Raw genomic sequence first — 14049 nt, forward strand, 5'->3', positions numbered from 1 at the left:
AACCATCGTTCGGAGGGAATGCGGTTGAGGCAACGCCCGTTTAGGTTGTGTGACAAAGAGGGCAACTTTTACTCGGACCAAGGAACCCCGACATGCAGGACCTGATGACCATGATCACCGCCCTCCGCCGCCCTCGTTTGCTGGCGCGGGCCGCAAAACACGGAGCGCAAGACTACGATCGAGATCGTCACCTTCAACGCCTGTTGGGCTATGGTGCACTGCCCGGATCTGGCGCGGCACTCATGCAGTTGATGGAAATGGAGAAAGATGTAAACGCGCAAAGGCTGGCCGAAGACGCCGCCTATTCTCTGGTCCGCCATCTGGACCTGTTGATCGCGCTCTTGGGCGAGGCGCAGCTGTACAAAGCCAGCCGCGCCGCGCAATATCAGTGATCAGGCAAAAGCGTCGGGCATAGAGGCCTTTTTCTTCTCGATATACTCGTTCAGAGCGGCATGGATCGCCGGGTCGAGCTGCGGCTGCTGGTAGTTCGCCAGCAGATGTTCGACCCGCGAAGTAGCCAGCTGCCGAGTATCCCGACCGCCTTCATCTTCCCAGGTTTCGAACGGCTTGTAGTCAAGCAGTTCCGATTTCCAGAACGCGTCCTTGAAGTTGGCCTGCGTGTGGGCGCAGCCAAGGTAGTGACCACCGGGGCCCACTTCGCGGATCGCATCCATTGCCTGTGCGTTGTCGTCAAAGGCGACGCCTTTGGCCACGCCGTGCAGAACACCCAACTGATCAGCATCCATGACGAACTTTTCAAAGTCCGCCACCAGACCACCTTCCAGCCAGCCACAGGAATGCAACATAAAGTTAACACCGGCCATCAGCCCCATGTTCAGCGAGTTCGCGGTTTCATATGCGGCCTGCGCGTCAGGCAGTTTCGAACCGCAGAACGACCCTGCTGACCGGTATGGCAACCCAAGGCGACGTGCCAGCTGACCCGCACCATAGGTAACCAAAGACGCCTCAGGCGTCCCGAAGGTTGGCGCGCCCGAATTCATGTCGATCGACGACACAAACGCGCCAAAGATCGCTGGTGCGCCGGGACGGATGATCTGGCTATAGGCGACACCGGCCAGAACCTCGGCCAGAACTTGCGTCAGCGTCCCCGCTACCGAAACCGGAGCCATCGCACCGCCCACGATGAAGGGCGAGATGATGCAGGCTTGATTGTTCGCGGCGTACACCTCCAGCGAGCCCATCATCACATCGTCGAAGGTCATCGGCGAGTTGATGTTGGTCAACGAGGTCATGACGGTGTTTTCCTGCACGAACTCTTTGCCGAACAGAATCTCGCACATCTCGACCGAGTCCTGCGCGCGGCTTGGGTCGGTAACCGAACCCATAAAGGGTTTGTCCGACAAAGTCATATGCGCCATCAACATATCCAGGTGGCGCTTGTTCACCGGCACATCTGTCGGTTCGCAGACCGTACCACCCGAGTGGTGCAACCACTTGGACATGTAGGCCAGTTTCACGAACTTGTTGAAATCATCCATGGTCGCATAGCGGCGACCGCCCTGCGCATCGCGCACGAAGGGCGGGCCATAGACCGGAGCCAGAACCAGATTGCGGCCACCGATGACCACCGATTTCTCGGGATTGCGGGCGTGCTGGGTGAACTCGCTGGGTGCGGTTTTGATCAGTTCACGCGCCAACCCTCGGGGGATACGCACACGCTCGCCATCAATGTCGGCACCGGCGTTCTTCCAGCGCTCTAGTGCAGCGGGGTTGTCGACAAAGTTGACGCCAACCTCGGCCAGAATGGTTTCAGCGTTGCTTTCGATAATTTCCAGCGCTTCCTCGTTCAAAACTTCAAAGTTCGGAATATTGCGCTCGATATACTTCGCCGTTTCGATACGAACCGCGGTACGCTCGGCCCGGCGGGCGGCTCCGCCACCGCTTCTGGCTCTGCGTCGGGTGTTTGCCTCTGTCATGAGATGATCCCGTTAAACATGTTCACGTTGGACATTGTGTTACCGGAACAGCCGGAGTCACCAGACGTGGATTGCGTCGCAATAGGGGTAAAAGCGACATGATCCGTCATTCGCTTTTGTTTTGACCCCATTTCTCGAATGCTCAAAATGTAAGAATGGATTCGGAAACGCCTCACGCCGCGGGCCCATCTGCGGAACGAAAAAGTCTGGACGCGGCCGAGATTGGTGCAGTTGCGCATCTATACCGCGGCGAAGTCTACCGGAGCACGATCTGGCGCACACGGCTGGATACCACGACCAACTGGGCAGTTGTCACATTGGGCGTTGCGCTGTCGATTTCTTTTTCATCGCCCGAGGCTTCGCCGCTTCCACTGGTACTTGTTGGCGTTCTGATTATCCTTTTCCTGATGCTCGAAGCGCGGCGTTACCGGTATTTCAATGTGTGGCGCGCCCGGGCCAGATGGCTGGAAACCCATTTCTATGCACCACTTCTGTATGACGGCGATCTTCACATGGAAGAGAACTGGCAAAAGGTTTTGGCTCAGGACTATTTGCACCCACGCTACCACGTCAGCCTGATGATCGCGATCGGGCGGCGAATCCGAAGGAATTATCTGTGGATTTTACTGATCCAGAGCCTTGCCTTTTGCGTCAAGATTTCGGTCCATCCGACACCGGTTGAAAGTTTTCATCAGGCCCTCGATCGAGCTGATGTCGGCCCCATTCCCGGTGAGTTTCTTATCCTCACAGGCATTTTCTACATACTTTGCTGGTCCCTCATCGCGATCTGGAGTTACCGGGCCGATGTTAGCCGTGCCTCTCATCGAGGCAGTGAAAAATCGGAATCGATGGGCTAATCTGCTTCAAGCGTTTTTTGCATGGCCACGGAATTTCCGCTGACTTCTGTTTCAATCCAACCCAGATGCGCGTAGATCGCGCGGGTATCTTGCATCAGCCGGTGCGTGCGCAATACCATCAGGGTGCATCCGGCTTCGCGCGCTTCGGCCTCGGCCCGGGCAAGCAGCTTTCCGGCTATTCCCTGCCCTTGCGCCTTTGGTGAGACGGCCAGATTGAAAACCTTCATCTCGGCGCCTTGCCGTGCAAAAATGATCACCCCCGCCAAACGGTCCTCTGAAACGGCCATAACCACCCTGTTTTCAGCGATATCCCGATCAATACCCGCAGTCACATCCGGTAAATCGGTAAGGTATTCACGCGCATTAAAATAAGCCGCCTTTATGCAATTAGTGATCGCCGTGGTGTCTTTCTGAGTCGCGTTCGCGAAACGAATGGCAGTCATTGATCCAATCTCCCTCTCGTATCTGGTCAGAAACACCTCATAACGCTTGCACATAGCCGCCGTGCGACCTAATAGCCAACCATGAGCCAGACATCCCATGACCGCCTATTGATCATCGACTTCGGCAGCCAGGTAACGCAGCTTATCGCCCGTCGCCTGCGCGAGCTGAACGTCTACTGCGAAATCCACCCCTACCAGAATGTTACTATGGACTTTGTGCGCCAGATGGCACCCAAAGCTGTAATCTTCTCAGGCGGACCGGACAGCGTTACGCGCGAGGGCTCACCCCGCGCCCCGCAGGAAATTTTCGACTATGGCGTGCCGATCCTTGGCATTTGCTATGGCCAGCAAGTGATGATGCACCAACTGGGCGGCAAGGTCGAAAGCGGCCACGGTACTGCCGAATTCGGTCGTGCCTTCGTCACTCCTAAGGGTCAGTTGGACATTCTGGACGGTTGGTTCGCCGAGGGTGACGAGCAGGTCTGGATGAGCCATGGCGATCACGTCAGTGAAATCGCTCCGGGGTTTGAGGTGTTCGGGACGTCTCCAAATGCGCCCTTTGCCATCACCGCCGACAGCGCGCGTCATTTCTATGCGGTGCAGTTCCACCCCGAAGTGCACCACACCCCCAAAGGTGCGAAACTGTATGAGAATTTCGTCAAACTGGCCGGGTTCAGCGGCGACTGGACCATGGGCGCCTATCGCGAGCAGATGATCGAACAGATCCGCGAACAGGTGGGCGACAAGAAGGTCATCTGCGGCTTGTCCGGTGGTGTCGACAGCTCGGTCGCGGCGATCCTGATCCACGAGGCGATCGGCGATCAGCTGACCTGCGTGTTTGTCGACCATGGGTTGCTGCGCAAGAACGAGGCCGAGGAAGTCGTCGGCATGTTCCGCGACAACTATAACATCCAGCTGATCCACGCCGATGAAAGCGACCTGTTCCTTGGCGAACTGGAAGGCCAGTCCGACCCCGAGACCAAGCGCAAGATCATCGGCAAGCTGTTCATCGACGTATTCCAGAAACACGCCGACACCATCGACGGGGCCGAGTTCCTGGCGCAGGGCACTTTGTACCCCGATGTCATTGAATCCGTGTCTTTTTCCGGCGGACCCTCGGTCACGATCAAGTCGCACCATAATGTCGGCGGCCTGCCCGAGAAAATGGGCCTGAAGCTGGTCGAACCCCTGCGCGAGCTGTTCAAGGACGAAGTACGCGCTTTGGGCCGCGAACTGGGCCTGCCTCAGAGTTTCATCGGCCGTCACCCCTTCCCCGGCCCCGGCCTGGCGATCCGCTGCCCCGGCGAAATCACCCGCGAAAAGCTGGAAATTCTGCGCGAGGCGGATGCGGTCTATATCGACCAGATTCGCAAGCACGGTCTTTATGATGAGATCTGGCAGGCCTTCGTGGCGATCCTGCCCGTGCGCACCGTGGGCGTGATGGGCGACGGGCGCACCTATGATTATGCCTGCGCCCTGCGGGCGGTGACCTCGGTCGATGGCATGACCGCAGATTATTATCCCTTCACACATGAATTCCTGGGCGAGACGGCCACGCGGATCATCAACGAGGTCAAGGGGATCAACCGATGCACCTATGACATTACCTCGAAACCTCCGGGCACAATCGAGTGGGAATGACGCAAAAAGCCGGGCCATCGCCCGGCTTTTTTGTTTCTGCGCGACAGATTTCCGGTTACGTATCAGAACAATACACATCAGAGTTAACAGGGCCTTGCATGGAAAATTCCAGACCGCAAATCGGCAAGGCCGCTTTATGGATGCTCGGTGCGATCGCTTCGTTTTCCTCAATGGCGGTAGCCGGACGCGAGCTGAGCGTGACGCATGACACGTTCGAAATCATGTTCTACCGCAGCATTGTCGGCATCTTGGTCGTCGGCCTTGTTCTTACGGCAACCGGTAATTGGCATCAGGTCTCAACGCACAGGCTGGGGCTGCACAGCATTCGGAACGTGTTGCATTTCACCGGGCAAAATCTGTGGTTCTACGCCGTTTCGGTTGTTCCGCTGGCGCAAGTGTTTGCACTTGAATTCACGCAGCCCATCTGGGTGATCCTGCTGTCTCCGCTCTTGCTGGGTGAGCGTTTGACCACAACTCGGGTCCTGTCGGCCCTGATCGGATTCCTCGGTATCCTCATCGTGGCGCGTCCGGGGGCCGTTCCCCTCAGCGCGGGCGTTGTGGCTGCCGCCATGTCCGCGATATTCTTTGCCCTGACGACGATCTCGACAAAAAAACTGACCCAATTCGCAAGCATCGGGTGCATTATGTTCTGGCTGACTGTCATTCAGGCCGGCCTCGGGTTTGCTGCTTCTGCATTCGATGGCCAGATCACCTTGCCGACATTATCAACCGCCCCTTTCCTGCTGCTCGTCGGGCTGGCTGGGTTGCTTGCGCATTTCTGTATTACGAACGCTCTGGCGATTGCTCCGGCCACAATTGTGGTGCCTTTCGACTTCGCCAGACTGCCGACAATCGCGATTGTCGGGGTGATTCTCTACCAAGAACCACTGGATCACTGGACGCTTTTAGGGGCCGTTGTGATCTTTGCAGGTATCTTTCTGAACGTTCACGCCGAAAATCGTAACAGTTTAGCAACAGTTCCTCGCGACACTCAGCGCAAGTAACGCACCGTCACCAGTTGACGCTAAAATGAACCCCGAGTGAATATTGAGCATCATAAGTAAACACCACACTGCGCGCACTCACATCACAGCACTGCGCAGCATACAGGAAAGTATAAGGGAGGAAATTCATGAAAAAGGCGCTTCTACAAGCGTGCGCTTTGTGCGTTGGCGCGACTGGCGTGCATGCCGCAGGACTTGATCGTAGCGGTCAGGGCATCAACCTGATTTTCGAAGACGGTTCGGTGGTCCAGGCGCGCCTGGGTTACGCAAACCCAGATATCAGCGGTGAGCAGAACGGTGTGGATTCCGGAAACGTCGGTGAAAGCTTTTTCTCTCCGGGTCTGGGCTACAAACGGGCCCTGACGGATAAATTGGATTTTGCGCTTCTTTATGACCAGCCCTTTGGTGCAGACGTCGAATATCCATCGAACTTCCCACTTTCTCAGAACGTTCCTTTTGGGGCTGCTGGTCGTCAAGACGTTTTGCGTGCTGATGCAGACGTGGACGCACTTACAGCCGTTCTTCGCTACAAAATTGGCAGCGGCTTTAGTGCGATTGGTGGCGTTCGCGGACAACGAATTGAGGCAGAAGTCGCGGTCCCATTCGTAGCTGGGTACGAAGTTGAATTCGACAACACAACAGACTTCGGATACCTAGTTGGTGTTGCTTGGGAACGACCAGAAATTGCCGCACGTGTATCACTGGTTTACAACTCCAAAATAACCCACGATATCAGCACAACTGAGTCCGTGAACGGCCTTGGCCCGACGGGTGTGATAGTTGTCCCGACCGAATCGACGACTAGGGTCGAGACGCCACAATCAGTTAATCTGGATTTCCAAACCGGCGTAGCGCCAAAAACACTGGTTTTTGGATCTGTTCGGTGGGTAGATTGGCCGCAAGCCAATGTGACCCCAGAGGTTTTCGCTAGCCTTGCTAACACAGACCTTGTGAGCTTCGCAGATGATACCTTCACCTACACTTTGGGTGTCGGCTACCAGTTTTCCGAAGAATTCTCGGGTGCGCTGTCCTTTGGCTATGAAAGAGACACAGGCTCCGAGGTGTCCAACCTGGGCCCGACCAACGGTTTCTGGAGCGTCGGCGTCGGTGGCACCTACTCGATTGAGAAAACTCAGATCTCGGGCGGTATTCGCTATACAGATATCGGCGACGCGACCACAACCACTGGCGGCGAGTTCAGCGGAAACTCCGCCTGGAGCGTCGGTCTGCAGCTGACCTACGCGCTGGACTAATTAGAATAATCCAAACCATTCAAAGGCCCCGCCCAATCGGTGGGGCCTTTTCGCATGTTTCGGGTCGCCTCCAGCCTTGGCGATATGAGAAACAAACATATGGCTGATCAAAAACATCTCTCTGGCCGCGCATGGGCCGAGCTTTTACTTCTGGGGCTGATCTGGGGTGCATCCTTTTTGGCGATCCGCATCGCTTTGGACACAATCCCAGTCATGACTTCTGTTCTGCATCGTGTGTTCTGGGCGATGCTGGCTTTGTGGCTAATAGTCTGGGCAAAACAACAATGCGTCCCGACCGACCTGCGTACATGGGGTGCGTTTCTTGTCATGGGGCTGCTGAATAACGCTATTCCATTCACCCTTATGGCATGGGGTCAGTTGTATATCGACACCGGGCTGACCTCGATCCTCAACGCGGCCACGGCGGTTTTCGGTGTATTGGTAGCCGCCATGCTGTTCCGGGACGAAAGGCTGACTAAAGCCCGCGCCCTTGGTGTCGGGTTAGGTTTTCTGGGTGTGACTATCGCCATCGGCTGGCGGAACTTTGCGAGCATTAACATACAAAACGTCGCCCAACTGGCGATCATTGCCGGCGCACTGTCATACGCTTTCGCCAGCGCATGGGCGAGAGTTACGCTTTCGCACCTTCCCCCAACCGTTGCAGCAGCGGGGATGTTGACTGGAGCTACGGTGGTGATCCTTCCCATAACCTTGATGACCGACGGGATACCCGTGCTCAATCTGCCTGCGTTAACGTGGGCCGCGATCTCATATTACGCCCTGGTCGCGACCGCAGGTGCGTATCTTTTGTATTATCGCGTTCTGGCTATGGCGGGTGCAGGAAACCTGATGTTAGTAACACTTGTCATTCCGCCCATCGCCATTCTGCTGGGCAGTGTCCTGAGGGACGAAGCCCTTCCGGTACAAGCTTATCTAGGTTTTGCGGTTCTCGGACTTGGGCTGCTAATACTTAACCGATCCGCTGCGCGCGATTGACGCCGCCGCTGCCCCGAATTAGCAAGGTCTAAAAAAGGGATAGCGGTCGATGATCTACAATTCGGCGAAAGAGTGGCGGGACGCAGAGCGGAAGAAAGTGCTTTTCTTCGGCATGTCAGGGCTTGGCAAAACCTATGTCTCGAACGTGCTACGGGATTCAGGAGACTGGTTTCACTACTCGATCGATTATCGTATCGGCACACGTTACATGGGCGAATACATTATCGATAACGCCAAAGCCCAAGCCATGAAGGTCCCTTTTCTGCGCGATCTTCTGTTGTCGGATTCGATTTACATCGGCTCGAATATCTCGTTCGAAAACCTGACCCCTGTTGCCGCTTACCTGGGCAAGCCGGGCGATCCTGCGTTCGGCGGGTTGGAGCTGTCGGAGTATCGCCGCAGACAAGAGCAGTTTCGCCTGGCTGAAATTCACGCTCTTCTGGACACCGAATATTTCATTGATCGTGCCAAGCGCCTGTACCAATATCCGCATTTCATTTGCGACACGGGCGGTTCTATTTGCGAGTGGGTTGATCCTGATGATGCGCGCGATCCGGTCTTGTCGGAATTGTCGCGCCAGACATTAATGATCTGGTTAAAAGGCGATGAGGACCACACCGCCGAGTTGGTCCGCAGGTTCGACAAGGCCCCTAAACCGATGTCCTACCAGCCAGAGTTCCTAACACGAGTTTGGGAGGAATATCTGGCAGAACAAGGCTGCAGCGCGACCGAAGTCGATCCAGATGCTTTTGTCCGGTGGACCTATGCACGCGCGTTAGCGCATCGGCAACCGCGCTATCAGGCGATGGCCGACAATTGGGGCGTGACGGTCACTGCAAATGACATGCACAGCGTTCGTGACGCGGGTGATTTCGATGAGTTGATCGAACGCACCCTTGAGACCCGCGCTCACCACGCTTAACTACCGCCTCTACACTGTAACTCCAAAGGCTTGCACTGATGCCAATCAAGATTCCCTCCGACCTGCCCGCATTCGACGTCCTCTCGAAAGAGGGTGTCATGGTCATGGCCGAGGATCAGGCAATGCGTCAGGATATTCGCCCTTTGCGGATCGGGTTGCTGAACCTGATGCCGAAAAAGATTCAGACCGAAAACCAATTCGCCCGCCTGATTGGCGCGACGCCCTTGCAGATCGACCTGTCGTTGATCCGGATGACCGAGCATCGCACGAAAAATACTGCGGCCGAACACATGGCTGAGTTCTACCGCCCGTTTCAGGAGGTCAAAGATCAGAAATTTGATGGCCTGATTATCACCGGCGCACCTATCGAACATCTTGAGTTCAATGATGTTACCTACTGGGACGAAATCAGCGAAGTCTTTGAGTGGACTCAGACCAATGTCCATTCAACTTTTGGCGTTTGTTGGGGTGGAATGGCGATGATCAATCATTTCCACGGCGTCAAAAAGCACATCCTGGACGCCAAGGCGTTTGGATGTTTCCGTCACAGCAATCTTGCACCAGCGTCGCCCTTCTTACGGGGTTTTTCGGACGATTGCGTTATCCCTGTCAGCCGTTGGACCGAAATGAAACAATCCGAGATCGACACCGCCTCGGGGCTAAAAACGCTTTTGGGCAGTGACGAAGTCGGACCGTGCCTGGTCGAGGATCAGGCCCACCGCGCGATCTATATCTTCAATCACTTCGAATATGACAGTGATACGCTGAAACAGGAGTATGACCGCGACGTGGCGAACGGTACCCCAATCAACGTGCCGATGAACTACTACCCTGACGATGATCCAGGCCGTCCGCCGCAGAACCGATGGCGCAGCCATGCGCATTTGCTCTACGGTAACTGGATCAACGAGATTTATCAGTCTACCCCGTTCGAGATGGAAAACATTGGCCGTTAAAGCGCTTATAACAGTTCTTTTGCTCGTCATTGGGCTTGCCGTCATCACCACTTGGCGCGAGTCGCACAATAAGGCGCGCGCGGAAACTGCTTTCCCACCAGAGGGCCAGATCATCGACGTTGATGGCGTCGGCATTCACGCTGTCATAATGGGTAATGGCCCCGATGTTGTGTTGATCCATGGATCGAGTGGCAACACACGGGACATGACCTTTGCACTGGCGCCGATCCTTGCCGAAAACTACCGGGTTATCGTGTTCGACCGTCCCGGCTTGGGATATAGCGACAGCTTTAATCCCAACGGGGAAACTATTGTAGAGCAAGCGGAAATCTTGCAAAAAGCGGCTGAAAAACTTGGCGCCAAGAAACCTATAGTAGCTGGGCAAAGCTATGGGGGGGCTGTGTCTCTGGCATGGGCGGTGACGCGTCCTGATAACCTTTCAGCGCTGGTCCTGATCGCGCCTGCTGCCATCCCGTGGGAGACACCTCTTGATGGGTTCAACAAGATGGCCTCAACACCTACAGGAAACGTGCTGGCGCTGCCGCTGATCAGTGCGTTTGTTCCGGAATGGTATGTCGAACAAGCTTTGGATCGCGTCTTCGCACCTCAAACCGCCCCCGAAGGATATGCTGACCATTTTGGCCCCGGCTTGACGATCCGCCGTGCTTCGATGCACGCCAACGCCAAGCAACGTGCCAACCTTCTGGAAGAAGTGCGCGCCCTGCAGCCCAGCTATAAGAACATCGACGTACCGACCGAGATCGTACACGGCACTGCGGATGACACCGTGGGTCTTGGTTGGCATTCACATCGCTTGATCGAACAGATTCCCGGCGCAGAGCTGATCGAGCTTGAGGGCATTGGCCACATGCCGCAGGTCGTCGCAGCCCCCGAAGTCGCCGCAGCCATTGATCGCGCAGCCCAAAGGGCAGGTTTGCGTTAATTCGCCGGCTAATCCATAGTAAGTTATGGGTTTTATTGTGAGGTGAGGTATGGCCCGGTCTGAAAAAGGCTCTATTGAAAAATACTTCCGTAAAGAAGCGCCAAAGGATGTCCGCTCGGCCATTGAGAAATCCGACAAAGACGACATCCTCAATCCATCATACCCTTACAACGAGCGCATGAAGCGTAAGGACTATGACAAGCAGATGGAGGCTCTGCAGGTCGAGCTGGTCAAAATGCAGTCTTGGGTAAAAGAATCCGGCAGCCGCATCGCGCTTATTTTCGAAGGCCGTGATGCCGCAGGTAAAGGCGGTACAATCAAACGGTTCCGAGAAAACCTTAACCCACGCGGGGCACGCAATGTTGCGCTCAGTAAACCCTCGGATCAGGAACGCAGCCAGTGGTATTTCCAGCGCTATATCCAACATCTACCTGCGGCAGGAGAAATCGTGTTTTTTGACCGCAGCTGGTACAATCGCGGCGTTGTCGAAAACGTTTTCGGTTTTTGCGAACCAGATGAACGCGAAAGATTTTTCCGACAGGTCCTGCCGCTTGAGACCGGGCTGGTCAATGACGGTATCCAGTTGTTTAAGTTTTGGTTGAATGTCGGTCGCGCCGAACAGTTGAACCGGTTTCTTGCGCGCGAAACTGACCCCCTCAAGCAATGGAAACTTAGTCCAATTGATGTCGCTGGGCTTAGTAAGTGGGATGAGTACACGCAATCGATCAGCGAAACACTGACCCGCAGCCATACTGACCACTGTCCCTGGACGATCGTTCGTTCCGACGACAAGAAACGCGCGCGTTTGGCTGCAATCCGGACGGTTCTGCACGCGGTCGACTATGATGAAAAAGACGCAGATGCCATCGGTAAAAATGACCCGAAAATCTGTGGCGGACCGGACATCTGGGATGCATGAGTGTTCCACTGTTGCTATTGGACGAAGCCCGGTCACGGATTATGTCGAAATAACAACAAACAACGACAACAAAGGCAGCTGATCAGGGGATGACGAAACGCGGGTATCACCACGGCAATCTAAAACAAGCACTGATCGAGGCTGCTTTGTCGCTGATTGAAAAGAAGGGCCCGACCGGATTCACCTTATCCGAGGCCGCAAAGACTGCCGGGGTTACACCCGCTGCAGTGTATAGGCACTATCAGGGCCGCGAGGATCTGATTGCCGAGGCAGCTCGTCAGGGTTTCGAGATGTTCGCAGATCTGATGCAATATGCCTACGACAAGGGGCAGCCGTCAGCTTTGGCCGCGTTCGAGGCCACCGGACGGGCCTATCTGGCCTTTGCTCGCAAGCATCCCGGTCACTATATCGCGATGTTCGAAAGTGGCGTTTCGCTCAATCGCACGCCGGAGCTGTCACTGGCCGCGAACCGCGCCAAAAGCGTACTTGAAAAGGCCGCCTCTGACCTGTCCCAACATATCCCACCAGAAAAGCGCCCTCCGGCCTCAATGTTCAGCGCTCATATCTGGGCCATGAGCCACGGGGTGGTAGAGCTGTTTGCGCGCAATACTGGTGCAAGCTCTCCGTTCCCGCCCGAGGACTTGCTGGAATCAGGGATCGGCATCTATTTGAGGGGACTGGGACTGGTACCACCAGATGAGTGACAGTGCCTAAAACAGGGATCGAGGCTGAGGCATGCTCAATCCTGATGTCACATTGATCAGATCCATCTCGCCCATACCCTTGATGTCAACGCGTCCTAAGTCGGAGACCTGAAACTCGTCGATCAACGCATATTTCATCTCTTCCGGAGCGACAATATTCATTGGGTTGGCAAAGACTTGCAGCCGAGACGCAATGTTAACCGCAGGTCCGAACACATCGTAGACGTATTTCTGAATCCCAACCACAGATCCCACGGCGGGGCCCATGCCCAGACCAATTCTTGCCTGCCACTTGTGCGGGTGGCTTTCGTTACGACGTTCCAAGTAGCGCAGGAAACGGACTGCACAATGTGCAACTGCGGTCGCATGGTCCGGCGTAGCATCCGGCATCCCGGATACAGCAAGATACGCGTCGCCGATGGTCTTGATCCTCTCGCAACCAAATTGTTCGACGATGCGGTCAAACGCTGTGAAAATGTCGTTCAATTCACTCAGTGTAACCGTCGGATCCGTCTTGGCGGCAAAGTCGGTGAAGCCCACGAAATCAAGCATAACAACTGAAACTTGATCGTACAGCTGAGGCGTGACAACGCCGAACGTCTTAAATTCTTCATATACAGCGCGCGGCATCAGATTCAGCAGCAGACGCTCGACCCGCTCTTTTTCCCGCTCCAATTCGCGCGTATTGCGTTCCACCATGGTCGAGTAGCTGTCGATCATGCTTTCCAGTTCACGAATGCGGGTGATGTTCTGGCACTCAATGACCAAAAGCTGCTCTTCCGCTCCGTTGGCCAATGAGATAGCCGTCGCAAAAACCAAAGTCCTGCGCTTTGGCTTCAGTTGCATCTCGAAGGAATAGCGCAGCCCCGATTGCTTGACGTCTTCCAACTCACGCTGATCAAGAGTCGGGAAAATGTCCAGCAGAGTTTGGCCCTCAGCCGGTGTGCCGAACCATTCAGAAAACGGACCATTGTAAAAGACAAAGCCAAGGTCCGAGGCGCGCACAACCGCAACACCGACTCCAATGGCGCGTAACAGTTGCTCGTTTATCGCTAAAATGCTCATGCCGCGCTGCGTGTAACGATTATTCTGCGTTTCGATTCAATGGCTCCCAGCGCGGTTTTAACATGAGAATCATCCATCCCGTGCATTTCAAGCGCCTGCGCAAACAGCGCAGCCATCTCATCAAAATCCTCGTGTGAAATATTGAGGTGCCGATGCACGGCCTCGATACGCTCATCGCTGAACGAAGCGGGTCCGCCAACCAAAGACGATACAAACTTGGTCTGGTGATCGATCAGACGCGGCATATCGATATCTTCAAAATGCCCACCGATCTGATCGGAATCCAAGGCCATTTCATAGAACGTCATAACGATCCGACTGATCGTTTTGAACCCACCGTAGCGTTCGTAAATCGTCTGACTCATGCTGCGAACCCGTGCGCCACCCGTAAACAACACCACAACGTTAT

General features: G+C 55.2%; 15 protein-coding genes. 11 read left to right on the plus strand and 4 right to left on the minus strand.

Annotated features, from left to right (window positions below):
* Nucleotides 1-92 precede the first annotated feature (92 nt).
* Entirely contained in the window at nucleotides 93-392 is a 300-nt protein-coding gene (locus tag J7380_RS14090; protein WP_209196424.1) for a DUF6477 family protein, read from the plus strand.
* Here J7380_RS14090 and J7380_RS14095 read toward each other — a convergent pair whose 3' ends face one another.
* Nucleotides 393-1937, minus strand: coding sequence for a trimethylamine methyltransferase family protein (locus tag J7380_RS14095; protein ID WP_209196425.1), 1545 nt, complete (start codon nucleotides 1935-1937; stop codon nucleotides 393-395).
* A gap of 155 nt (nucleotides 1938-2092) precedes the next feature.
* On the opposite strand from J7380_RS14095, the gene J7380_RS14100 reads away from it, so the two are divergent.
* The gene (locus tag J7380_RS14100; protein WP_209196426.1) at nucleotides 2093-2794 is read left to right on the plus strand and encodes a DUF2270 domain-containing protein; all 702 of its coding nucleotides are present in this window, start codon (nucleotides 2093-2095) and stop codon (nucleotides 2792-2794) included.
* Here the strand turns inward: J7380_RS14100 and J7380_RS14105 are convergent.
* Complete coding sequence (locus J7380_RS14105; RefSeq protein WP_209196427.1) at nucleotides 2791-3237, minus strand: GNAT family N-acetyltransferase; 447 nt, start codon at nucleotides 3235-3237, stop codon at nucleotides 2791-2793. The genes J7380_RS14100 and J7380_RS14105 overlap by 4 nt on opposite strands.
* Nucleotides 3238-3318: 81 nt before the next feature.
* Between J7380_RS14105 and guaA the strand changes: the two genes are divergently transcribed.
* From guaA to J7380_RS14150, 9 genes are all read left to right on the plus strand, one after another.
* Complete coding sequence (gene guaA, locus J7380_RS14110; RefSeq protein ID WP_209196428.1) at nucleotides 3319-4878, plus strand: glutamine-hydrolyzing GMP synthase; 1560 nt, start codon at nucleotides 3319-3321, stop codon at nucleotides 4876-4878.
* A gap of 98 nt (nucleotides 4879-4976) precedes the next feature.
* Complete coding sequence (locus J7380_RS14115) at nucleotides 4977-5882, plus strand: DMT family transporter (protein ID WP_209196429.1); 906 nt, start codon at nucleotides 4977-4979, stop codon at nucleotides 5880-5882.
* 128 nt (nucleotides 5883-6010) lie between these two features.
* Complete coding sequence (locus tag J7380_RS14120; protein ID WP_209196430.1) at nucleotides 6011-7135, plus strand: outer membrane protein transport protein; 1125 nt, start codon at nucleotides 6011-6013, stop codon at nucleotides 7133-7135.
* Nucleotides 7136-7234: 99 nt separating this feature from the next.
* Nucleotides 7235-8131 carry a DMT family transporter gene (locus J7380_RS14125; protein ID WP_209196431.1) on the plus strand — a complete coding sequence of 299 codons (897 nt, stop codon included), beginning with the start codon at nucleotides 7235-7237 and terminating at the stop codon, nucleotides 8129-8131.
* A 49-nt stretch (nucleotides 8132-8180) separates the two neighbouring features.
* Entirely contained in the window at nucleotides 8181-9053 is an 873-nt protein-coding gene (locus J7380_RS14130; RefSeq protein ID WP_209196432.1) for an ATPase, read from the plus strand.
* 38 nt (nucleotides 9054-9091) lie between these two features.
* Nucleotides 9092-10009 carry a homoserine O-succinyltransferase gene (metA, locus tag J7380_RS14135; RefSeq protein ID WP_209196433.1) on the plus strand — a complete coding sequence of 306 codons (918 nt, stop codon included), beginning with the start codon at nucleotides 9092-9094 and terminating at the stop codon, nucleotides 10007-10009.
* Nucleotides 9999-10952, plus strand: a complete 954-nt coding sequence (locus J7380_RS14140; RefSeq protein ID WP_247742573.1) for an alpha/beta hydrolase — start codon at nucleotides 9999-10001, stop codon at nucleotides 10950-10952. The genes metA and J7380_RS14140 overlap by 11 nt, the downstream gene beginning before the upstream one ends.
* Nucleotides 10953-11001: 49 nt before the next feature.
* The gene (gene ppk2 / locus J7380_RS14145; protein ID WP_209196435.1) at nucleotides 11002-11871 is read left to right on the plus strand and encodes a polyphosphate kinase 2; all 870 of its coding nucleotides are present in this window, start codon (nucleotides 11002-11004) and stop codon (nucleotides 11869-11871) included.
* 89 nt (nucleotides 11872-11960) lie between these two features.
* Nucleotides 11961-12575, plus strand: a complete 615-nt coding sequence (locus J7380_RS14150; protein ID WP_209196436.1) for a TetR/AcrR family transcriptional regulator — start codon at nucleotides 11961-11963, stop codon at nucleotides 12573-12575.
* Nucleotides 12576-12581: 6 nt separating this feature from the next.
* Here J7380_RS14150 and J7380_RS14155 read toward each other — a convergent pair whose 3' ends face one another.
* Both J7380_RS14155 and J7380_RS14160 read right to left on the minus strand, forming a co-directional pair.
* Entirely contained in the window at nucleotides 12582-13640 is a 1059-nt protein-coding gene (locus tag J7380_RS14155; protein ID WP_209196437.1) for an adenylate/guanylate cyclase domain-containing protein, read from the minus strand.
* Nucleotides 13637-14005 (minus strand): group 1 truncated hemoglobin, encoded by a 369-nt coding sequence (locus J7380_RS14160; protein ID WP_209196438.1) that lies wholly within the window; start codon nucleotides 14003-14005, stop codon nucleotides 13637-13639. Before J7380_RS14160 ends, J7380_RS14155 begins: the two co-directional genes overlap by 4 nt.
* Between the last annotated feature and the right edge of the window lie 44 nt (nucleotides 14006-14049).

Source organism: Ruegeria sp. R8_1, from assembly GCF_017743815.1.
GTDB classification, from domain to species: domain Bacteria; phylum Pseudomonadota; class Alphaproteobacteria; order Rhodobacterales; family Rhodobacteraceae; genus Ruegeria; species Ruegeria lacuscaerulensis_A.